Here is a 19,932-nt window from a genome sequence, read left to right as displayed (position 1 = left end):
CCATGAAGGTTCTGGTCATGGGTGGTTCCGGGTTCCTGGGGCGCGCGGTCGTGGTGGCGGCGCTGGCGCGGGGGCATGAGGTCACGACGTTCAACAGGGGGCGCAGCGGGGGCGACGTGCCCGGGGCCGAGGCCGTGCGCGGCGACCGGGAGGTGCCTGCCGACCTCGAGCGGCTGATCGGCGGGCGGTCGTGGGACATCGTGGTGGACACGTCCGGTTATGTGCCGCGGGTGGTGGGCGAGTCGGTGCGGGTGTTGTCGAGTCGGGCGTCGACGTACGCGTTCGTGTCCAGCATCTCGGCCGTCGACGGCTTTCCCGGCACGCCGGCCGCGGCGGATTCGGCGGGGTGGGCGTGCGAGCCGGACGCCGGGCCCGACGACGGCGGCTACGGCGTGCTGAAGGCGGGCTGCGAGCGGGCGGTCGAGCAGGGGTTCGACGGCGACGTGCTGATCGTCCAGCCGGGCCTGATCCTGGGGCCGCACGAGGACGTCGCCAGGCTGCCATGGTGGCTGACCAGGATCTCGCGCGGCGGGCCGGTCCTCGCTCCCGGCGATCCCGGCGCGCCGATGCAGCTCGTGGACGCGCGCGACGTGGCGATCTTCACCCTTGACCAGGCGGAGCGCGGCACGTCGGACCGGTTCATGGTGACCGGGCCCGCGGGCAACGCCACCTATGGCGAGTGGCTCGGCCTGTGCAAGGAGGTGACGGGGTCCGACGCGGAGTTCGTGTGGGTGGACGACCAGTTCCTGGTGGATCAGGGGGCGGGGACGTTCGTCGAGCTGCCGCTGTGGGGCGGGCCGCCGTCGGCGGTGACCGGTAACTTCTGGAGCGTCCCGACGGCCAAAGCCGAGGCGGCGGGGCTGCGCACTCGTGCCGTGGCGGAGACCGTGCGCGACACGTGGGCCTGGTTGCGCGAGATCCCCGAAGACCGGCGCAACTACGGCGCCAAGACCCCGCACGGGATGGCGCCGGAGAAGGAGGCGGCCATCCTCGCCGCGTGGGCGGCCCGTTCTGCGTAATCCTGCGCAGACCCGGGCCGTTCGCGGGGTTAGTGTCGCCAGCGTCGCGGGGTTCTCCAAGAGCCCACGGCGCTCCTCGCGACACTGGTCCTGACTCCCAGGGGCCGGAGGGGCGGAGGTGCCGGTGCCTCCGTCCCTCACTTGTTCCGCACCGCTAACACGGTGGAAACACCTGTGCAGGAATGCTGCCTTTCATGAGCATTTGGGCTTCGCATTCGTCCGTTTCTGTGTAGGCCGACCGTGCGGATCATGTTCCTGGGATCCTTGGTGGCCGCGATCGCGCCGCTGGTCGTACCCTCGGCCCCGGCTGCCGTCGCGGAGCCTTCGTTCAAGAAGGCGTCGCTGACCCGCTCCCTCGACCGTTACCTGGACGACCTCCCGGGCCAGCTCGCGGTGTCGGTACGCGATCTAACCACGGGCCTGTCCTTCTCCTACAACCGCGGGCTCAGAACGGCCACCGCCAGCATCGTCAAGGTCGACATCGTCGTCGCGCTGCTGCTCAGGGCCCAGCGCCAGCGCCGCGGCCTCACGGCCTGGGAGAAACGTACGGCGGCGCGGGCCGTCAAGGTCAGCGACAACGCCGCCGCGTCCGCGTTGTGGGCGGCGATCGGCGGCGGCTCGGGCCTGGCCGCCGCCAACAGGAAGCTCGGCCTGCGCGACACGACCCCCGGCCCCGGAGGGGCGTGGGGCTCGACCACGACGAGCGCCACCGACCAGCTCCGCCTGCTGTCCGCGCTGACCTCCCCCGGCAGCCCCCTGTCCGCCAAGAACCGCCGGTACGTCCTGGGTCTGATGTCCGACGTGACCCCGTCGCAGTCATGGGGCGTCAGCGCGGCCGGGCACAAGGGGGCGGACGTGGCGCTCAAGAACGGCTGGCTGCCCCGGGAGCGGGACGGGGGCCGGTGGACGGTCAACAGCATCGGCCGGGTGCGCGACCGCGGCCACACGTACCTGATCGCGGTCATCTCCCGGCGTCACCCCTCGATGGGGGCAGGGGTCAAGGCGATCGAGCACGTCACGGAACTCGTCACCGAGGCCCTTGACGATTACTGAGGGATACAAGGGGAAGAGGACGACTTACGGGGACTTCGGGGGGAGGACTCCACAATGACCTACCAAACTCGGCAGGTGACGGGCTGGGTCGGCTGGGTGTGGTTCGCCGCGATGCTGATGATCATAGCCGGCGTCTTCAACTTCATCAGCGGCCTGTACGCGATCGTCAACAGTGGACTGTTCGTGGGCATGCCGGCCCGGCTGCTGCTCTTCGACGTGGCGGTATGGGGGTGGGTCCACCTCATCTTCGGGATCGTGCTCTTCCTCACCGGCCTCGCCCTGACCGTCGGCCAGACCTGGGCCAGGGTGGTGGCGGCGGTGCTGGTCATGCTCAACGCGATGACGCAGCTCATCTGGATCACGGTGAACCCCTGGTGGTCGCTGGCGGTCATCGCGGTGGACCTCCTGGTGCTGTACGCGCTGACCGTGCACGGCCGGGAGGCCAAGCCCCTGGGCGCCTGACCGGCCCCTACGTCGGATCGCCCCGCCAGGTGGCGCGCATGGTGTGCGTCCACCACAGGAGGGCGGCCGAGACGACGCAGGCTGCGGTGAACCACAGCGGGGAGATGGCCGGGCCCCGTATGTACCCTGACTCCGCGTACCGGAGGCCGGGCTCAAGGGGCAAGCCGTGATCGGAGGCGAGGGTCACGACCGTGAACCCCGCCACGGCTGCGAGGAGCAGGGCGCCCATAGCCACCCGTAAGGTGAGCCGGGTCCCCCGGTGGATCGCGACCAGCACCACGACGGCCAGGCCGCCGACCCCCGCGAAGAGCTCGAAGCCCGACCAGAGCGTCGCCGGGACGTCGCCGAGCAGGAGGGTCAGCCAGTCGTTCGGCACGTGCGGCGAGATCCACAGCGGGTGGCCGTTGGCCAGGTTGACCAGGGGCGGGAGGATCGGGACCACGCAGGCGGCGAGCGGGACCGCCACGGCGAACGCGGGCGGCCGGACAAGGACCGGCCGGAACGGGACGGGCCGGCTGTACGGGGTGGCGAGCTCGTGGGCGGATCGGGCCAGCCAGATCATCATCAGAGCGTCGGAGGCGCCGTAGTAGGCGCCCTGGACATCGCCGGCGAACCTGAACAGGGCATTTACCAGCATGAGCGCGATCGGCGCCACCAGGGAGGCGACGCCGTACCGGACGGTCGCCCGCTCCCAGCGGCCGTCCCGCCCCTGGGCCACGAGCGCCAGCACCATCCAGAACAGCCCCATCAGGCCATCGAGACCGCCGAGTTCGGCCACCAGCTCCGCGGCGCGCCAGTCGAGCACGTCGAACACCGCGGCGGCGGCCGTGGCCACGTAGCACAACACGCCCGCGTCCAAAGCGAGCCTGGCCGGGCCCACATTGCGCCGCAACACCGGATGGAACAGCACCACGACCGCGAGCATCAGAAGCGAGTCGAGCACCACCGCCCACCAGGGCCAGACCGGCACGAGCAGGTAGATCAGGTAGGACGCCACCGCCGCATACAGTGCCACCCGCAGCCGCCGCACGCCCCGATCCATCACGGGCGGCTCGCCCGCCACCGGGCCCCGAAGGCTCTGCCAGAGCCCCCACGCCCACAGCCCGCCCGCCAGGACCAGCACGAACACGTTCGGCCAATTGCCCGCGAGGTTCTCGTCCACTTCGTAGAAGAGCGTCAGCCGCCACAGGAACCCGATGTCGCCACTGCCCAGCGCGACCGCGACGGCGACGGCGAGCGCCACCACGTATGCGCCTGCGACGAGCATGGCGGGAATGCCTAATCGGTAACGACGCACGCAGCACTTCCAGGGATGGAGCGGGGGGGATCGGCCGGCTCACCCTAGCAGCCTTGACCACGAATTCGATCAACGATGCTGAACGGGCGACCGAGCTGGGCTGGCAGTAGGTAGGTGCCCGGCTGCCGGCGTACGCTGGGTGAGGCGCGCTCAGGGCGCCACCGGTCCGCGGGAAGGGCCAAGCCCACCTGATGCTCATCGAACGACTCGGCCCGACCTCTTTTCCAGCCTGATCATGCGGACACCAGGCCAGACGGAAAGGAGGCTCTGATGCCTATCCATCGCCTGCCCGACAACCCCAGCATCGAACGGCTCCGCAAGCAGGCCAAGACGCTCCTTCAGTATGTGAAGGCGGGAGTTCCTGAGGCGCTCGGGCTCGTCACCGAGTTCCATCCCCGACCGCCGGAGACGCTCAAGCTGTCCGACGCGCAGCTCGTCACCGCCCGCATGTACGGCTTTGCGAGCTGGCCCAGGCTGAGAGAACACATCGGCACCGTCGAGCGGTACTCCCGGTCGCCGCACCGGATCGCGCCGAGCCAAGAGTTGCCGCAGGAGTTCCTGCGGCTCGCCTGCCTCACCTACGGCACCGACTACCCGGGCCGGACCGGGGAGGCCGACCTGCTGCTGGCCCGGCATCCGCGCCTGTCCACCGCGAACGTCTTCACGATGGCGGCCACCGGCGCGGCCGACGCGCTGGCCGACGCGCTGGCCGAAAATCCGGGGCTCGCCCGGGTACAGGGCGGCCCCTTCGGGTGGGAGCCGCTGCTGTACCTCGCCTACGCGCGTCTTGACGCTCCCGGCCGGTATGTGGCGGCGGCCCGGCTCCTGCTCGAGCACGGCGCCGATCCCAACGCCGGATTCCTGTGGGACGGGCTGAGCTCGCCGTTCACCGCGCTCACGGGCGCATTCGGCGGAGGAGAGGGCGACCAGCCACCGCATCCACAGAGCCTGGCACTGGCCAGGCTGCTGCTGGAGGCCGGAGCGGACCCCAACGACAGCCAGACCCTGTACAACCTCGGGCTCGGCGGCTCCTTCTCCGACGACACCGCCCATCTTCAGCTGCTGCTGGAGTTCGGCCTGGGCCGCGGACAGGGCGGGCCGTGGCATGCCCGGCTGGGTCCGACGCTGCAGTCCCCGCAGCAGATGCTGCGCGACGAACTGGCCACCGCCGCGCTGCGGGGCGGCCCACAGCGGGCCCGGCTGCTCCTCGCACATGGCGCGGAGGTGAACGGCCTGGGCGGGCATCCGGCATACGGCGGACGCACACCCTATGAGCTTGCCCTGCTGAACGGGCACACCGACGTCGCGGAGATCCTCGCCGCGGCAGGCGCCTCGGCGGTACTGGAGGAGATGGACGCGTTCACCGCCGCCTGCATGCGCGCCGACGCCGACGCGGTGGCCGGATTCGGCCCAGAACTGCTGACGCGAGCGCTCGCCCGATCCCCGGAGCTGATCAACACCGCGGCCGAGCAGCGCAAGCCCGCGGCGGTGCGGCTACTCGCCAGTCTCGGCTTCGACGTGAACCACCTGCGTCGAACCACCCCACTGCACCAGGCGGCCTGGAACGACGACGTTGACACGGCCAGGACACTGATCGAACTCGGCGCCGACCCAACGATCAAGGACACCGAGCACGACTCGACCCCGCTCGGCTGGGCCGAGTACGGCGGCAAACACCGCGTGGCCGTCTACCTGCGAAGTCCGCCTGACCTTCAGGAGACTGTTTCGCCGGTAGAAACCAGGGATGGGTGACGAGTCGGCCTGTAGGCCGGGTTCTGTCCTTCGTGTGAAGGGGCGACCATCCATCTAGGGCCGTCGTTGCCGGCGGCCTCGAGCGGTCTACCCGCGCGGCTCGGGCGGGCAGCCCTCGAACGTCGCGCGCGGAACGCTCCGGAGAGCGTCCCTTCTTGGCCTTGCTCCGGGTGGGGTTTACCTAGCCGCCCACGTCACCGTGGGCGCTGGTGGTCTCTTACACCACCCTTTCACCCTTACCTCCCGTCAACCGGGAGGCGGTCTGCTTTCTGTGGCACTGTCCCGCGGGTCACCCCGGGTCGGTGTTACCGACCACCCTGCCCTGTGGAGCCCGGACCTTCCTCGGCGGGCCCGTGGGCCCGACGCGGTCGCCCGGCCGACTCGTCTGAAGGAGGTTATCAAATCTCAAGCTGTTCCCAATCCAATGACAAGATCGATTCGCTGGAATGGGCGGGTCATCGCCTGAGGGGGGCGGTGGCCACAGCGGCCGTGCCGGGCGTTCTGGCGGCATCCGGCACGGCCCTGGGCGGGCGGCCACTGCTCAGCGGAGGTGCGAGATGTCGTTGAACGACTTCACCACGGCCGGCCCGTCCGCGTAGTACTCGATCAGCGACAGGCACGCCAGGTCGAGGTGCATCCGGTAGAGGGACTCCAGCGGCGCCATCAGGGCGAATCGCAGGAGCATCTTGATGGGGGTCACGTGCGAGACCGCGAGCACGGTCTTGCCCTCGTGCCGTTCGACCAGCCCTTCGCCCGCCGCCTGGACGCGCCGGGCCGTCGTGGCGAAGCTCTCGCCGCCTGGCGGGGCGGTTTCCGGGTCGGCCAGCCAGGCGGCGAGCTCGGCGGGCCAGCGGCGCTGCACTTCGGTGAACGTGTGGCCCTCCCAGGCGCCGAAATCGAGCTCCCTGAGGTCTTCGTCCACTTCCACGGCGAGGCCGGTCCGCTGGGCGACCGCCGCCGCGGTCTGCCGGGCGCGCTTGAGCGGCGAGGTGACGATCACATCCAGCCGGTACGGCTCGCGCGACAACCTCTCCGCCGCCGCCGATGCCTGGGCCAGGCCGTTGGGCGTGAGCTCGGGGTCGCCGCGACCCGAGAACCTGCGTTCCAAGGACAGCTCGGTCTCGCCGTGCCTGAGCAGCAGCAACGACGTCGCGACCCGGGTGGGCGGGGCCCAGCCGGTGCCCTTGGCGCGCTGCTGGGCGGTGACCAGGGATGCGGTTGGGGCGGACAATTCGGAAATGTCGCCCGCGTCCAGGAGGTCCGTCTGCTGGGCCGACCGGGACGCCGTCCGCGCCCCGCGAGACGGCCCGCCCGGCCCGCCCGCCGCGCCCGGCGGGGCCGGGTACGTCGTGCCGCCCGCCTTCCAGGCAAGGCCCTTGGCGGCGGCATCCATGGCCTCGTTGGCCAGGCGGTCGGCATGCTTGTTGCGTTCGCGCGGGATCCAGGTCCACTCCGTCACCCGCAGCCGCCTGGCCAGCGCGCCCGCCTCCAGCGCGAGCGGCCGGAGCCCCTCGTTCTTGATCTTCCAGCGCCCGGCCATCTGCTCGATGACCAGCTTGGAGTCCATCCGGACGGCCACCGACGCCCCGTCGCCGGCCAGCCCGAGCACGGCCGTGAGACCGGCGATCAGGCCGCGGTATTCGGCGACGTTGTTGGTCGTGACCCCGATCGCCTCGGCCGCCTCCGCCAGCACCTGGCCGTCGGAGGCGTCCATGACCACCGCGCCGTAGCCGGCGGGTCCGGGATTGCCCCGCGAGCCGCCGTCCGCCTCGATGACGTAGGACGTCAAAGGCCCGACTCCGCCGTGCGTACGAGGATGCGACGGCACTCGTCGCAACGGATCACCTCGTCGTGGGGGGCGGCCTTGATGCGGTTCATCTCGGCGATGGACAGGGCCACCTTGCAACCCTGGCACCGGCCGCCGTGCAGCATGGCGGCGCCCACGCCGTACTGGTCCCTGAGTTTCTCGTAGAGCGCAAGGAGGTCGGCGGGGATCTCGCCGGAGACGGCGGCGCGGCGGCCCTGGACCTCGCCCGACTCCTTGTCGATCTCGTTGAGCCCGGTGTCGCGGCGGTCCTCGGCGGTGGCGAGGGCGGTGGCGATCTCGTCGCGCTGCGCCACCAGGTCGGTGACCTTGGTGTCGGCGGCCTCGCGGCGCTCCATGATCTCCAGGACGATCTCCTCCAGGTCGCCCTGCCGCTTGTCCAGCGAGGCGATCTCGGACTGGAGGGAGGCCAGGTCGCGCGGCGAGGTCACGGCACCGGAGTCGAGGCGCTTCTGGTCACGGTCGGCGCGCGTGCGCACGGCGTCGACGTCGCTCTCCGCCTTGGTCTGCTCGCGCGCCAGGTCACTCGCCTCGGTGTCGGCCTCGATGGCCTGCGTGGCGAGCTTGGCGAACGCCTTCGACCGCTCGTCGATCTCGGCCAGCTCGGGCAGGGTGCGGCGGCGGTGCGCCAGCCGGTCAATCACGGAGTCGAGCTCTGCCAGGTCGAGCAGTCGCTTCTGTGCCTCAGGGGCTGCTTTCATGATCAATATCCTCTTGTCCAAGCATCGGTGACCGTGGCGGAGACACGCGTTTCAACGGTAACGCCACTCTCGCGCAGGATGGACGCGGCGCTGTCGAGCCAGGGCCACTCGGTCGCCCAGTGCGCGGCGTCGATCAGCGCGGGCCCGCCCGACTCCACGAACTCGCTGGCCGGATGATGCCGTAGATCCGCCGTGAGGAACACGTCGACTCCGGCGGCCTTGGCCGTCTCCAGGAGCGAGTCGCCCGCACCCCCGCTGACCGCCACACGGGTGACGGGACGGGACAGGTCGCCCGCGACGCGGAGGCCCGAGGGCGTGTGCGGCAGCCCCTTGGCCGCCTGCGCCGCGAACTCCCCCAGCGTCGTCTCCCCCGCAGTCTCCCCGATGCGGCCGAGCCCGCGCCACGGGTCGTCGGGGAAGGGCTGGAGCGGCACCAGGTCGCCGACCAGGCCCACGGCTCTGGCCAGGGCGTCGGATACGCCGGGGTTGGCGACGTCGGCATTGGTGTGAGCGGTGTAGAGGGCTATGTCGTTCTTTATCAGCGTACGGAGCAGGCGTCCCTTCGGCGTGGTCGCGGCCACGCTGGTGGTGCCGCGCAGGTAGAGGGGATGGTGGGTGACGATCAGGTCGGCCTCCCACTCCAGGGCCTCCTCGGCCACGGCCGCGACGGGATCGACCGCGTACAACACCCGCCGCACCCCCTGGCCCGGATCCCCGCTGACCAGCCCCACCGCGTCCCACGACTCAGCCCGGGCGGGCGGGTAGGCCGCCTCGAGCACCCCGATCACATCCGTCAACGTCACAGCAGCCACCTGCGCAGACTACCGGCCTGAGGGTCGGCCTCGGGGGGCATGGGAAGGGGTGTCGGTAGAACGGGGTTCGGCGTACTGTAAGTGGATTCTGACACGCGGAGGGCGGCATGGCACCCAGCGTCGCGATCATCGGAGCGGGCTTCGGCGGACTGTGCATGGCGATCCAGCTCGAACGGGCCGGGATCCGCTCCTACACGGTGTTCGAGAAGGCGGACGACCTCGGCGGCACGTGGCGCGACAACAGCTATCCGGGGGCGGGGTGCGACATTCCCTCGCATCTGTACTCGTACTCCTTCGAGAAATACGCGAGCTGGACCCGCCGCTACCCCGAACAACCCGAAATCCTCGGCTATCTCGAACATTGCGCCGATAAATACGACGTCAGGCGAAAAATCCGCCTCCGCACCGAAGTCCGGCGAGCCGTCTTCGACGGCTCGAAGTGGCAGCTCACCGTGACACCAGCCGCTGGATCCAGTACGTCCCGAGCCCCTCAATCCGGTACGGCCGAAGGGCGGGAACCTGGCGTCACGGGCGGACCGGAGTTCTCTGACGGCGGAGCCCAGCCGACCACCGGCGACACCGAGGTGTTCGATGTGGTGGTCATGGGTGTGGGGCAGCTCAACCGACCGCGATTGCCCGACATTTCGGGAATGTCGGAGTTTGAGGGCGTTTCCTTCCACTCCTCGCGGTGGAACCACGACCACGACCTCACCGGCAGGCGCGTCGCGGTGATCGGGAACGGGTCGTCGGCGGCCCAGCTCATTCCGCGGATCGCGGAGCAGGTCGAGCACCTGCACGTCTTCCAGCGCACCCCGAACTGGGTCATCCCCAAGGCGGACGCCACGTTCGGGCCGCTGGCCAAGCTCGCGTTCCACTTCGTCCCCGGCCTCCAGCGGGCCTACCGCGAGTGGATCTACCGGTACGCCGAGGGCACCCTCTATCCCGCGCTCGCCCAGGGCTGGAGCACGGGGCTGCTCAAGAAGCGGGCGCTGCAACACCTGCACGACCAGGTCCCCGATCCGGCGCTGCGGGCCAAGCTCACGCCCGACTACCCGCCCGGCTGCAAGCGGGTCGTCATCGACAGCACCTTCTACCCGGCGCTGACCAGGCCGAATGTGGACGTGGTCACCGACAAGATCGTACGGATCACGCCGAAGGGCATCGAGACCACCGAGGGGCTGCGCGAGGTCGACACGATCGTGTACGCCACCGGCTTCAGGAGCACCGAGTTCCTGGCGCCGATGGAGGTGCGGGGACGCGGCGGCCGTTCGCTGGAGGAGCAGTGGCAGGGCGGGGCGGAGGCGTACCTGGGGATCTCCGTGCCGAACTTCCCGAACATGTTCCTGCTCTACGGCCCGAACACGAACCTCGGCCACAACTCCATCATCTTCATGATCGAATGCCAGGTGAACCACATCATGTCCTGCCTGCCCTACCTCTCCGCGGCGGGGCCTATAGAGGTGCGGCCCGAGGTGATGGCGGCGTGGCGCAGGCAACTGGACGCGGCGATGGAGCGGATGGTGTGGGGCGGAGGGTGCCAGAGCTGGTACAAGACGGCCGAGGGCCGCGTCACGAACAACTGGCCGGGACCCACGACCCTGTATCGCCGGCTCACGACCAAACCGCCACTGCCCGCCTACCGACCGGCCGGCTCGGGGTAGGGGTCCGACTCGGAACCACCCGGTCGGCCCACAGTGCGCACGTAGCGGCGCCCGGCCCGGTGGCGGTCAGCGGGCGTTTTCCTGGAGGCCATCAGCCACGTGCGGCGAGTGGCGGCCTGCCGTGCGAAGCCGTACAGGATGGACTGGGGGTTTGGAGGTGTAGTGGGGCGCGGTAGCGTCCACTACATGACGATTGCCCTGCATCAGCGCGCTGTAGTGGCCGATACTCACAACGACTTGCTCATGGCCGTCTCGGCGCGCCCGCCGGGGCAGTGGGCCTCGTTCTTCCGGGAGAGATGGCTGCCGCAGCTCGTCGAGGGCGGGGTGAACCTCCAGGTGCTGCCGGTGTTCATCGATGACCAGTACCGGCCGGAGGGCGCGCTGCGGCAGACGTTGCGCATGATCGAGTGCGCGCACGTGCTCGCCGAGGGCAACGCCGGCCAGGTCCGGATCTGTCTCGACGCGGCCGAGATCGACCGGGCGCTCGACGAGGACAAGATCGCTCTGGTGATCGCGCTGGAGAGCATGCCGGGCCTCGACGCGGACGTCGAGCTGATCTCGACCGTGCACCGTCTGGGCGTCAGGGTGGCGTCCATCGCGCACTTCGGTCGCACGGCACTGGCCGACGGCAGCGGCGAGGACGCCACGGGCAGCGGCCTGACCTCCCACGGCGTCGAGGCCCTGCGGGAGATGGAGCGGCTGGGTATGGCGTTCGACGTCTCCCACCTGGGCGCCTCCGGCGTCGTGCACGTGCTGGAGCTGGCCACCAAGCCGGTCATGGCCACCCATTCCGCCGCTCGCGCGCTGCGCGACCACCACCGCAACCTCACCGACGACCAGCTCCGGGGCGTGGCCGGCACCGGCGGCGTGATCTGCGTCAACTTCTTCGCCCCCTTCCTCGCCGACCGCGAGGAGGACATGACGATCGACCGGCTGCTCGACCACATCGAGCACATCGTGGCGGTCGCCGGCGTCGACCACGTCGGCCTCGGCCCCGACTTCATCCGCGAGGTCATGGACGACCTGACCCCGCCGTGCTGCGAGGGCGTCAACCCGAGAGGTGTGAACCCGAAATCGGCGATCCCGGGCCTGGCGGGGCCGTCGGGGTTGCCCATGGTCACCGAGGGCCTGCTCGCCCGCGGCCTGCCGGAGAAGGACGTCGCGAAGATCATCGGCGGCAACGTGCACCGGTTCCTCGGGGAGTTGCTGGCGTGATCGAAGATCTCGAAGAGCTGGTCCTGTGCGAGTCCTTCTCCAGCGATCTGGAGGCCGTGGCCCGCAGCGCCAAGGTGGTGGCCGCGATGGGGGCTCGGCACCTGGGCGCCCAGCCGGAGTTCCTCGTGATCGACGGTGTCGCGCACCTGCGGTGGGTGTTCGGCACGCCCAGGGTTCTGCTGCTGGGCCACCACGACACCGTCTGGCCGAGCGGCAGCCTCGCCACTCACCCGTGGTCGGTGGTGGATGGGGTGGCGCGGGGGCCGGGGGTGTTCGACATGAAGGCGGGGCTGGTGCAGACGTTCCACGCGCTGGCGGGGCTCGACTCGCTCGACGGCGTCACCCTGCTGATCACCGGTGACGAGGAGCTCGGCTCGCGCACTTCGGCGAAGCTGATCGAGGACACCGCGCGCGGGCTTGCCGCCGCCTTCGTCATGGAGGCCAGCGCGGACGGCGGCGCGCTGAAGACGTCCCGCAAAGGCACCTCGCTCTACACCGTCAACGTCCGCGGCAAGGCCGCGCACGCCGGGCTCGAGCCCGAGAAGGGGGCGAACGCGGGGATCGAGCTGGCTCACCAGATCCTGGCCATCGCCGCCCTGGGCTCCGGCGCCACGACCGTCACGCCGACGGTCCTGTCGGGCGGCACGGCGCTCAACACGGTCCCGGCCGCGGCTTCGGTCGGCGTGGACGTGCGCGTGGCCGAGGTGTCGGAGCAGGCCCGGGTGGACGCGGCGATGCGCTCGCTCGTGCCGGTCGTCCCCGGCACCCACCTGGAGATCCTCGGCGGCCCCAACCGGCCACCCCTGGAAAGCGCAATGTCGGCCTCCCTCTACGCCCTCGCTCAGGACGTGGCGGCGGGCCTCGGGATGGAGCCGTTGACCTCGGCCTCGGTGGGCGGGGCATCGGACGGCAACTTCACGGCGGGGGTGGGTTGTCCGACACTCGACGGCCTGGGGGCGGTGGGGGGCGGGGCGCATGCGGACCATGAGCACGTCCTGGTCGCCGAGATGCCCCGGCGCACCGCCCTCCTCCGCGCCCTGATCTCAGCGGTCCGGTAGCACAATGCCTGCCCGCGATACCGCGGGCAGGCATTGTCAGCACCCGGCTAGACGACCGGGCCGAGCTTCCTTTCCATGACGCAACGGTTGGGGAACTCCTCGAAGTACGGGTTCGGCCGGCCGTACCAGTGCCCGTTCACCTCGACCTCGACCGGGTCGTAGATCAACGGGCAGGGTCCGGGGTTGACGTCGAGACTCTCGAAGTACCCGTCGACGCCGCGCAGCGCGTCGCACGCCTCCACCGGCCGGGGATGGAGCCCGCCGTCCGGGTCGCAGGTGAGGTGCATCGAGTACGCGCCGCCGGCGATGGGGGTGACGGTGATGTAGAGATCCGCCCCCGCTGCCGCCGCGGCGGCTCTGGCGGGGAGCGCCGCGAACGGCGCTGCGAGGGTCGCGGCCGCGCACAGTCCGAGCGCGGCCATCCTGCGGGCGGCGGTCAGCACGAGCGTCATGGGAACCTCCCTGGTCAACGGCCGTCCCGGCCTGGGACGACGCACCTCACATGACTACAGGCGGTAACTACGAGACAACCATTAGTAAGTGAGTGACCTCAGAGTGATCACATGGATACAGAGTGCTATCCCTATCGGTGAAGCCGGAGCGCATCGAGGTGGTTAACCAGGTATTCCACGTTTGTTACAAAGCTCTGTAATGTGCTGGTAGGCACGCCGAGCAAGGAGATCCGCATGGCGGAGTTCACCCCCACCGTTCCTGCGCGAGTCCTACCGTCCGTCACCGTCCGCGACCTCCCCGAACCGCCCCGATCGACCTGGCGCACCATCGGCCCCGGCCTGGTCGGCGCCGGCGTGGGGCTGGCGTCGGGCGAATTCATTCTCTGGCCGTACATCGCCTCCCAAGTCGGCCTCATCTTCATCTGGGGCGCCGCGATCGGGATCATCACCCAGTGGTTCCTGAACATGGAGATCGAGCGCTACACCCTGGCCACCGGCGAGACCGCGCTGACCGGCTTCAGCAGGATGTGGAAGCACTGGGGCCTGGTCTTCGTGCTGATGACGCTCTGCTCGAACCTCTGGCCCGGCTGGGTGACCACGTCCGCGACCATGGTGACCTATCTGACCGGGTCCGGCGCGGGCAGCGTGCGGTGGATCGCGATCGGGATGCTCATCGTGATCGCGCTCGGCCTGACGCTGGCGCCGGTGATCTACACGGCGCTGGAACGGGTGATCTTCGTGAAGATCGCTCTGGTGGCGACGCTGGCCGTGGTCGCCATCCTGTTCGCGATCAACGCCGAGAGCTGGGTCGAGCTGGGCAAGGGCCTGAGCGTCGGCGCCGGGTTCCCGGTGCCGCCGCTGGAGTTCGCGGTGCTCATGGGCGCCATCGCGTACGCCGGAGCGGGCGGCGGCCAGAACCTGTGCCAGAGCAACTGGATCCGCGACAAGGGATTCGGCATGGGCCTGTACGTCCCCCGCCTGGTCAGCCCGGTGACCGGGCACGAGGAGGCGGCGGCGTCGACCGGTTTCCAGTTCGCCCCGACGAAGGAGAACCTGGCACGGTGGCGGCAGTGGTGGCGGTTCGCGAACGTGGAGCAGGCGTCGACGTTCGCGCTGGTGTCGTTCGTGACGATCGCGCTCATGTCGATGCTGGCGTACTCGACCGTGTTCGGTAAGTCGGGGCTGGCGAACAGCATCGGCTTCCTCCAGGTCGAGGGCCAGGTGTTGCAGGACGTCGTCGGCACCTGGTTCGGGGTGCTGTTCTGGGTGATCGGGGCGCTGGCCCTGTTCGCCTCGGCCATGGGCATCGTCGACTACACCTCGCGACTGGCCTCCGACACGATCAAGACGGTCTACCTGCGTGACAAGAACGTCTCCGTGAATCGCGTCTACTTCTACACCGTCTGGGCCATGGCGCTGGTCGGGATCGTGATCCTGCTGCTTGGGTTCGACCAGCCGCTCATCCTGCTGGTGTTCTCGGCGTGCTTCGCGGCCGTGATGATGTTCGTGTACTCGATCCTGCTGATCATCCTCAACCGGCGGTCGCTGCCGGAAGCCATCAAGGTGCGCTCGTACCGGCTGGGGGCGCTGGTGTGGTCGGTGGCGTTCTTCGGCACGCTGACCGTGATTGTCGTTGTTCAGCAGGCACAGAACCTGTTCGGCGTATCGTGAGCGAGTGATCAATGGTGCGCATCTGATCGTCTACAGCCGGGACGCGGACGCCGACCGGGCGTTCATCCGTGACGTGCTCGGCTTTCCGAACGTCGACGCGGGAGGTGGCTGGCTCATCTTCAAGCTGCCTCCCGCCGAGGTCGCCCTCCATCCCACGGACGGGGCCGAGACCCACGAGATCTACCTGATGTGCGACGACCTGGAACGCACGATGGCCGAGCTCAAAGCCAAGGGCGTGGAGTTCGCCTCCCCCGTCAGCGACCAGGGGTGGGGGCTGCTCACCGCGATCAGCGTGCCCGGCGGCGGGAAACTCGGTCTGTACCAACCACGCCACGAGACGGCGTACGACCTCGGCTGACTTGACCTCAACCCAACTTGAGGTACCAGACTCGGCGGCATGAATGTTGTCGAGGTAACGAAGTTCGGCGGCCCCGAGGTGCTCGTGGCCGGTCGGGCGCCGGATCCCGTGGCCGGTCCCGGGCAGGTGGTGATCGGGGTGTCGGTGATCGACGTCATGTCGATCGACGCGCAGTTGCGAGCCGGGTGGGGGCGCGGATGGTTCCCCGGCGAGCCGCCGTTCGTGCCCGGCACCGGGGTGGCCGGGCGGGTGTTGTCCGTGGGTGACGGGGTCGACGCCGGGTGGGTGGGCCGCCGGGTGGCCGCGCTCGTCTCCGGTGGCGGGTACGCCGAGCGCGTGGCGGCCGATCTGGAGACCGTGGTCGAGGTGCCTGACGGGGTTCCTTCGTGGCGGGCGGCGGCGCTGGTGCAGGTGGGTCCGGCGGCGTTGAGCCTGGTGGGGGCGGCTTCGCTGGGGCCTGGGACCCGGGTGCTGGTCACGGGGGCCGGCGGAGCGCTGGGGCTGGCGATCGTGGGGCTCGCGAAGGCGGCCGGGGCCCACGTCACGGCCGCGGCCCACGGGCCCGCCAAGCGGGAGGCGGCCCTGGGGCTGGGCGCGGCGGCGGCGATCGACTACGCGGAGCTCCAGGGGCAGGAGTTCGACGTGGTGTTCGACGGGGTCGGCGGGGAGGTCGGCGGCGCCGCGTTCGAGCTGGTCAGGCCTGGTGGGACGTTCTTCGCCTACGGCGTGCCCAGTGGCTCCACCGCCCAGATCGGGGACGGGCGGCCTGACGTGCGGGTCGTCGGCATGGAGCAGGTCCAGTTCGCCCCGGACCGCTTCAAGAGCCTGGCCGAGCAGACCTTGCGGGAGGGGGCGCTGACGACCGTCGTCGGGTTGGCCGTGCCGCTGGAACGGGCTCAGGAGGCGCATGCCGCACTGGAGGCACGCGAACTCGTCGGCAAGGCGCTGCTGCTCGTCACCGCCCAGGCCGTGCGCTACCGGGCCCACGGCGGCCCGGAGGTTCTGACGCTGGACGAGATCCCGCTCCCCCAGCCCGGCCCTGGCCAGGTGCGGGTGGCGGTCAGGGCGGCCGGGGTGAACGGCATCGACTGGAAGATCCGCCAGGGTTTCATGGGCGCTGCGATCGACGGCCCCCAGGGCACGGGGATCGAGGTGGCGGGCACGATCGACGCGCTCGGCCAGGGAGTCGAGGGATGGCGGCTCGGCCAGCCGGTGTTCGGGCAGGTCGCATCGGGGGCGGCCGCCACGCACGCGATCGCCGACGCGAGCGCGTTGACGGCCAAGCCGGACGACCTCTCCTACGAGGAGGCCGCGGCGCTCCCCGTCGCCGTCGAGACGGCCCGGCGCACGCTCCTCGAGCTCGGGCTCGAACAGGGGCAGACACTGCTCATCCACGCGGTAGCGGGCGGCGTCGGCCTGGCCGCCGCCCAGCTCGCCCTCGCCAGGGGAGCCAAGGTCATCGGTACGGCGAGCGAACGCCACCACGCCTACCTCCGCGGCCTCGGCATCCACCCGGTCACCTACGGCGAAGGGCTGGCGGAACGCCTCCCCAAGCCCATCGACCTGGTGCTCGACGCCTCGGGCAGGGGCGAGCTGGAGCTGTCGGTCGAGCTCACCGGCGACCCGGACAAAGTGATCACCATTGCCTCGCGGGACGCGGGTGAGTTCGGGGTTCGGTTCTCATCAGGAGGCACGAAGGGAGCCGTACCGATCGAGAACGTACGGTTGCCGATCGCGGAGGTGTTCCCCCTGGAGCGCACCGCCGATGCGCAGCGGCGCAGCGCGGACGGCCACTTCCTGGGCAAGATCGTGATAAACACGGAAGGCTCCTTGCCGCGCTAGCTCCACCCGCCGGAGCTGGCCGAGCACGTGCTGAAACTGTCCGAGCGCTACCGGCGGGCGGTCAGCGGGCGGTAAGGGGCCGGTCAGCGGGCCTCGGCAGGCTCAGGGCATGAAGAACATGACGCAGGTCGCGGGCGGCAAGGACGACTTCCAGCTCGTACACCATCTGACGCTCACCGGCAGCCAGTTCGAGATCGGCAGGGCGCTCACCGAGGAGGCCCGCAGGATGGGCTGGGCGCCCACGCCCGTCGCCCCGGTCGTGAACCGGGCCCGCAGGACCTGGTTCGAACGGCACTGGCCGCAACACCACGCCCGCATGGACGGCGCCGCGGCGGCCCTCGGCCTCGACCCCGGCCAGGACGCGCTCGCCCTCGACGGCCTGAACTACATCCCCGAGGGCTCCGGCTGCTCGGCCCTGTGGATCCCGCCGTCGGCGGCCACGGACGGCCACGGCCGGGTGGGCCGCAACTACGACTTCTTCCCCTCGACGACCAGCGAGGTCATGGGCTCCGCGCCGAAGCCGAACGAGCTGCCCATGGCCGCACGCCCCTACGTGATCACGACAGTGCCCGACGAGGGGCTCTCCTCGACCGTGATCACCATGTCGGACCTCGACGGCTGCATGGACGGCATCAACTCGGCCGGCCTGGCGGTCATGCTGCTGATCGGCGACTTCGAGAACGCCGCGCCGCCGGAGCACGTCTCGCCGCAGGTCGGGGTGGGCAGCGTGCAGTTGCCCAGGTTCCTGGTGGACACCTGCGCGAACGTGGACCAGGCCAAGCAGGCGCTGCTGGGCGCCAAGCAGTACGATCACGGCACGCTCCTGCACTACCTGGTGGCCGACGCGCACGGGCAGGCGTTCGTGTGGGAGCGGGGCAGGGACGGCAGCGAGAACATCGTCGAGTTCGGCGACGGGCCGCTCTGCGTCACCAACCACCTGCTGCACCGCAACCCCGATCCGATGAACCTGCCCGCGGACAACGAGAGCAGCTTCAGGACGTTCGAACGACTCCAGACGCTGCACGAGCGCAGCAAGGGCGCCACCATGTCACCGCAGGACCTGCGCGACAGCCTCGAAGCGGTCCGGCCGTACGAGGACCCCGCCGTGCCGTTCCGCACGTTGTGGACCACCGTCTTCGACACCGCGGACCGTACCCTGTCGACCAGCTTCTACCTGGGCGACGGCCGGCGTTACACCGAGGAGCTGGTGTTTCACAGCTCCGACAGGTAGGCCTCGCGCACCTTGGAGCGGGACAACTTCCCGGTGGGGGTGCGCGGGAGCTCGGAGCGGTATTCGATCACCTTCGGATGCTTGAACCTGGCGATGCGCGGCCCGCAGTGCTCCAGCAGCTCGGCCGTCAGCCCGGGACCCGGCGACACGCCCTTGGCGGGCTGCACGAGGGCGACCACGTTGTGCCCCCACTCATCGTCGGGCACCCCGATGACGGCCACGTCCGCCACCGCGGGATGCTCCAGCAGGGCGGCCTCGATCTCGGCGGGGTAGATGTTCACCCCGCCCGAGACGATCAGGTCGGTACGCCTGTCGCACAGGAACAGGTAGCCGTCCTTGTCCAGGAACCCGATGTCACCCGGCGAATACCACTCCCCCAGCATGCTCGCGGCCGTCTTCGCCGGGTCCTTGCGGTATTCGAACGTGCCGAGGCCGGACTTGACGTAGATCAGGCCCGGCTCGCCCGGCGGCAGCTCCATGCCCGCCTCGTCGACGATCTTGGCCTCGAACGTCGGCGCCGGGCGGCCCACGGTGCCCGGCCTGGCCAGCCAGTCGTGCGGCTTGACGGAGAACGCGATCGTCGACTCGGTCGAGCCGTAGTACTCGTACAGGACCGGCCCCCACCAGTCCATGATCTGCCGCTTGACCGCGACCGGGCAGGCGGCGGCGGTGTGGATGACCTGCCGCAGGCTCGACACGTCGTATCTGCCCCTGACCTCCTCGGGCAGCCGCAACATGCGGTGGAACATGGTCGGCACCATCATCGCGTTCGACACCCGGTGCCGCTCGATCAGCTCCAGGATGTTCTCCGGGTCGAACCTGGGCGTGATCACCACCGTGTGCCCGAGGTGCAGCGCGAACTGCGCGTGCGCGCAAGGCGCCGAGTGGTACATCGGCGAGGTCACCAGATGCACCTCGGCACCCGGCCTGAGGTCCACGACCTCGCCGACGAACCACGTGTACAGCGGCACGATCGCCTCGGGCTCCGCACCCGGCAACCGCCGCTGCACACCCTTGGGGAAGCCCGTGGTGCCGGAGGTGTACCACATGACCGCCCCTGCCGTACGCTCACCGGGCGCGTCCGTGGGCTGCCCTGCGGCCAGCCCCTCCGTCCCGATCTCCCCTCCTGGTACGGCCTGCTCCGGCCCGGTGACGACGACCTTGGCGTCGCAGTCGGCCAGGATGTACGCCACTTCGGACGCCGTCAGATGCCAGTTGATCGGCACGTAGTAGAGCCCGATCTGACCGGTCGCCATGATCATGACGATGGCGTCGATCCCGTTGGGCAATACACCCGCCACCACATCGCCGGTGCGCAGCCCGCGGGCCCGGAGCCCGTGCGAGACCTGGTTGACCCGGGCGAGCAACTCGCCATAGGACGTCTCCGTGCCGTCGGTGTCGATCACGGCGAGACGGCCGGGGTCGGCGGCGGCGATGGCGTAGAAACCGGGCAGCTGACTGACGTCCATTGCCGCGTCCGATTGCCGAGCTGCGCTCGGAGTGCTGCGCTGGATGTCCTCGCT

17 protein-coding genes, 1 other RNA gene and 1 pseudogene are annotated in these 19,932 nt (G+C 70.1%); 12 read left to right on the top strand and 7 right to left on the bottom strand.

Features of this window, described 5'->3' with window-relative positions:
* Positions 1 to 2 precede the first annotated feature (2 nt).
* The 3 genes from ACFLIM_RS32515 (at position 3) to ACFLIM_RS32505 (ending at position 2,534) form a co-directional block, all read left to right on the top strand.
* Complete coding sequence (locus ACFLIM_RS32515) at positions 3 to 1,019, top strand: NAD-dependent epimerase/dehydratase family protein (protein ID WP_393172033.1); 1,017 nt, start codon at positions 3 to 5, stop codon at positions 1,017 to 1,019.
* A 249-nt stretch (positions 1,020 to 1,268) separates the two neighbouring features.
* Complete coding sequence (locus ACFLIM_RS32510; RefSeq protein WP_393172031.1) at positions 1,269 to 2,072, top strand: serine hydrolase; 804 nt, start codon at positions 1,269 to 1,271, stop codon at positions 2,070 to 2,072.
* 54 nt (positions 2,073 to 2,126) lie between these two features.
* Positions 2,127 to 2,534 (top strand): DUF7144 family membrane protein, encoded by a 408-nt coding sequence (locus ACFLIM_RS32505; RefSeq protein WP_393172029.1) that lies wholly within the window; start codon positions 2,127 to 2,129, stop codon positions 2,532 to 2,534.
* Positions 2,535 to 2,541: 7 nt separating this feature from the next.
* On the opposite strand, the gene ACFLIM_RS32500 is transcribed toward ACFLIM_RS32505, so the two are convergent.
* On the bottom strand, positions 2,542 to 3,801 hold the full coding sequence (locus ACFLIM_RS32500) for a hypothetical protein (RefSeq protein ID WP_393172027.1): 1,260 nt from the start codon (positions 3,799 to 3,801) through the stop codon (positions 2,542 to 2,544).
* A 300-nt stretch (positions 3,802 to 4,101) separates the two neighbouring features.
* Here ACFLIM_RS32500 and ACFLIM_RS32495 point away from each other — a divergent pair, with 300 nt between their 5' ends.
* Positions 4,102 to 5,583, top strand: a complete 1,482-nt coding sequence (locus ACFLIM_RS32495; protein WP_393172025.1) for an ankyrin repeat domain-containing protein — start codon at positions 4,102 to 4,104, stop codon at positions 5,581 to 5,583.
* Here the strand turns inward: ACFLIM_RS32495 and rnpB are convergent.
* From rnpB to ACFLIM_RS32475, 4 genes are all read right to left on the bottom strand, one after another.
* Positions 5,580 to 5,967: RNase P RNA component class A (gene rnpB / locus ACFLIM_RS32490), an RNA gene on the bottom strand. The two genes, ACFLIM_RS32495 and rnpB, sit on opposite strands and share 4 nt — an antisense overlap.
* 157 nt (positions 5,968 to 6,124) lie before the next feature.
* Positions 6,125 to 7,372, bottom strand: a complete 1,248-nt coding sequence (locus ACFLIM_RS32485; RefSeq protein ID WP_393172023.1) for a bifunctional RNase H/acid phosphatase — start codon at positions 7,370 to 7,372, stop codon at positions 6,125 to 6,127.
* A complete protein-coding gene (locus tag ACFLIM_RS32480) occupies positions 7,369 to 8,109 on the bottom strand; it encodes a zinc ribbon domain-containing protein (RefSeq protein ID WP_393172021.1) in 741 nt (246 codons plus the stop codon). The genes ACFLIM_RS32485 and ACFLIM_RS32480 overlap by 4 nt, the downstream gene beginning before the upstream one ends.
* Positions 8,110 to 8,111: 2 nt before the next feature.
* Entirely contained in the window at positions 8,112 to 8,912 is an 801-nt protein-coding gene (locus tag ACFLIM_RS32475) for a Nif3-like dinuclear metal center hexameric protein (protein ID WP_393172020.1), read from the bottom strand.
* A 116-nt stretch (positions 8,913 to 9,028) separates the two neighbouring features.
* Here ACFLIM_RS32475 and ACFLIM_RS32470 point away from each other — a divergent pair, with 116 nt between their 5' ends.
* The 3 genes from ACFLIM_RS32470 (at position 9,029) to ACFLIM_RS32460 (ending at position 12,855) form a co-directional block, all read left to right on the top strand.
* Complete coding sequence (locus ACFLIM_RS32470) at positions 9,029 to 10,582, top strand: flavin-containing monooxygenase (RefSeq protein ID WP_393172018.1); 1,554 nt, start codon at positions 9,029 to 9,031, stop codon at positions 10,580 to 10,582.
* Positions 10,583 to 10,768: 186 nt separating this feature from the next.
* Entirely contained in the window at positions 10,769 to 11,797 is a 1,029-nt protein-coding gene (locus ACFLIM_RS32465) for a dipeptidase (protein WP_393172016.1), read from the top strand.
* Positions 11,794 to 12,855, top strand: coding sequence for a M20 family metallopeptidase (locus tag ACFLIM_RS32460; protein WP_393172014.1), 1,062 nt, complete (start codon positions 11,794 to 11,796; stop codon positions 12,853 to 12,855). Before ACFLIM_RS32465 ends, ACFLIM_RS32460 begins: the two co-directional genes overlap by 4 nt.
* Positions 12,856 to 12,902: 47 nt before the next feature.
* On the opposite strand, the gene ACFLIM_RS32455 is transcribed toward ACFLIM_RS32460, so the two are convergent.
* Positions 12,903 to 13,307 (bottom strand): SSI family serine proteinase inhibitor, encoded by a 405-nt coding sequence (locus ACFLIM_RS32455; protein WP_393172012.1) that lies wholly within the window; start codon positions 13,305 to 13,307, stop codon positions 12,903 to 12,905.
* A 234-nt stretch (positions 13,308 to 13,541) separates the two neighbouring features.
* Here ACFLIM_RS32455 and ACFLIM_RS32450 point away from each other — a divergent pair, with 234 nt between their 5' ends.
* The 5 genes and pseudogenes from ACFLIM_RS32450 (at position 13,542) to ACFLIM_RS32435 (ending at position 18,409) form a co-directional block, all read left to right on the top strand.
* Positions 13,542 to 14,978, top strand: a complete 1,437-nt coding sequence (locus ACFLIM_RS32450; RefSeq protein ID WP_393172010.1) for an Nramp family divalent metal transporter — start codon at positions 13,542 to 13,544, stop codon at positions 14,976 to 14,978.
* A 4-nt stretch (positions 14,979 to 14,982) separates the two neighbouring features.
* Positions 14,983 to 15,336 carry a VOC family protein gene (locus ACFLIM_RS32445; protein WP_393172008.1) on the top strand — a complete coding sequence of 118 codons (354 nt, stop codon included), beginning with the start codon at positions 14,983 to 14,985 and terminating at the stop codon, positions 15,334 to 15,336.
* Between the two features lie 39 nt (positions 15,337 to 15,375).
* Positions 15,376 to 16,272 (top strand): annotated as a pseudogene (locus ACFLIM_RS50375) (zinc-binding dehydrogenase); the annotation flags it as partial.
* Between the two features lie 12 nt (positions 16,273 to 16,284).
* A complete protein-coding gene (locus ACFLIM_RS50370) occupies positions 16,285 to 17,178 on the top strand; it encodes an NADP-dependent oxidoreductase (protein WP_449291488.1) in 894 nt (297 codons plus the stop codon).
* 109 nt (positions 17,179 to 17,287) lie between these two features.
* Positions 17,288 to 18,409 (top strand): C45 family autoproteolytic acyltransferase/hydolase, encoded by a 1,122-nt coding sequence (locus ACFLIM_RS32435; RefSeq protein WP_393172004.1) that lies wholly within the window; start codon positions 17,288 to 17,290, stop codon positions 18,407 to 18,409.
* On the opposite strand, the gene ACFLIM_RS32430 is transcribed toward ACFLIM_RS32435, so the two are convergent.
* A complete protein-coding gene (locus ACFLIM_RS32430; RefSeq protein WP_393172003.1) occupies positions 18,391 to 19,878 on the bottom strand; it encodes an AMP-binding protein in 1,488 nt (495 codons plus the stop codon). The two genes, ACFLIM_RS32435 and ACFLIM_RS32430, sit on opposite strands and share 19 nt — an antisense overlap.
* Positions 19,879 to 19,932: the final 54 nt, after the last annotated feature.

The organism is Nonomuraea marmarensis, assembly GCF_043197025.1.
In the GTDB taxonomy this organism is placed as follows: domain Bacteria; phylum Actinomycetota; class Actinomycetes; order Streptosporangiales; family Streptosporangiaceae; genus Nonomuraea; species Nonomuraea marmarensis.
This window is presented reverse-complemented; position numbering and strand designations above follow the sequence as displayed.

What these genes read in the sequence shown, in the direction of transcription:
- ACFLIM_RS32515 (WP_393172033.1), top strand. Translation starts at nt 3, where the DNA reads ATGAAGGTTCTGGTCATGGGTGGTTCCGGGTTCCTGGGGCGCGCGGTC.
- ACFLIM_RS32510 (WP_393172031.1), top strand. Translation starts at nt 1,269, where the DNA reads ATGTTCCTGGGATCCTTGGTGGCCGCGATCGCGCCGCTGGTCGTACCC.
- ACFLIM_RS32505 (WP_393172029.1), top strand. Translation starts at nt 2,127, where the DNA reads ATGACCTACCAAACTCGGCAGGTGACGGGCTGGGTCGGCTGGGTGTGG.
- ACFLIM_RS32500 (WP_393172027.1), bottom strand. Translation starts at nt 3,801, where the DNA reads ATGCTCGTCGCAGGCGCATACGTGGTGGCGCTCGCCGTCGCCGTCGCG.
- ACFLIM_RS32495 (WP_393172025.1), top strand. Translation starts at nt 4,102, where the DNA reads ATGCCTATCCATCGCCTGCCCGACAACCCCAGCATCGAACGGCTCCGC.
- ACFLIM_RS32480 (WP_393172021.1), bottom strand. Translation starts at nt 8,109, where the DNA reads ATGAAAGCAGCCCCTGAGGCACAGAAGCGACTGCTCGACCTGGCAGAG.
- ACFLIM_RS32470 (WP_393172018.1), top strand. Translation starts at nt 9,029, where the DNA reads ATGGCACCCAGCGTCGCGATCATCGGAGCGGGCTTCGGCGGACTGTGC.
- ACFLIM_RS32465 (WP_393172016.1), top strand. Translation starts at nt 10,769, where the DNA reads ATGACGATTGCCCTGCATCAGCGCGCTGTAGTGGCCGATACTCACAAC.
- ACFLIM_RS32455 (WP_393172012.1), bottom strand. Translation starts at nt 13,307, where the DNA reads ATGACGCTCGTGCTGACCGCCGCCCGCAGGATGGCCGCGCTCGGACTG.
- ACFLIM_RS32450 (WP_393172010.1), top strand. Translation starts at nt 13,542, where the DNA reads ATGGCGGAGTTCACCCCCACCGTTCCTGCGCGAGTCCTACCGTCCGTC.
- ACFLIM_RS32435 (WP_393172004.1), top strand. Translation starts at nt 17,288, where the DNA reads ATGAAGAACATGACGCAGGTCGCGGGCGGCAAGGACGACTTCCAGCTC.
- ACFLIM_RS32430 (WP_393172003.1), bottom strand. Translation starts at nt 19,878, where the DNA reads ATGGACGTCAGTCAGCTGCCCGGTTTCTACGCCATCGCCGCCGCCGAC.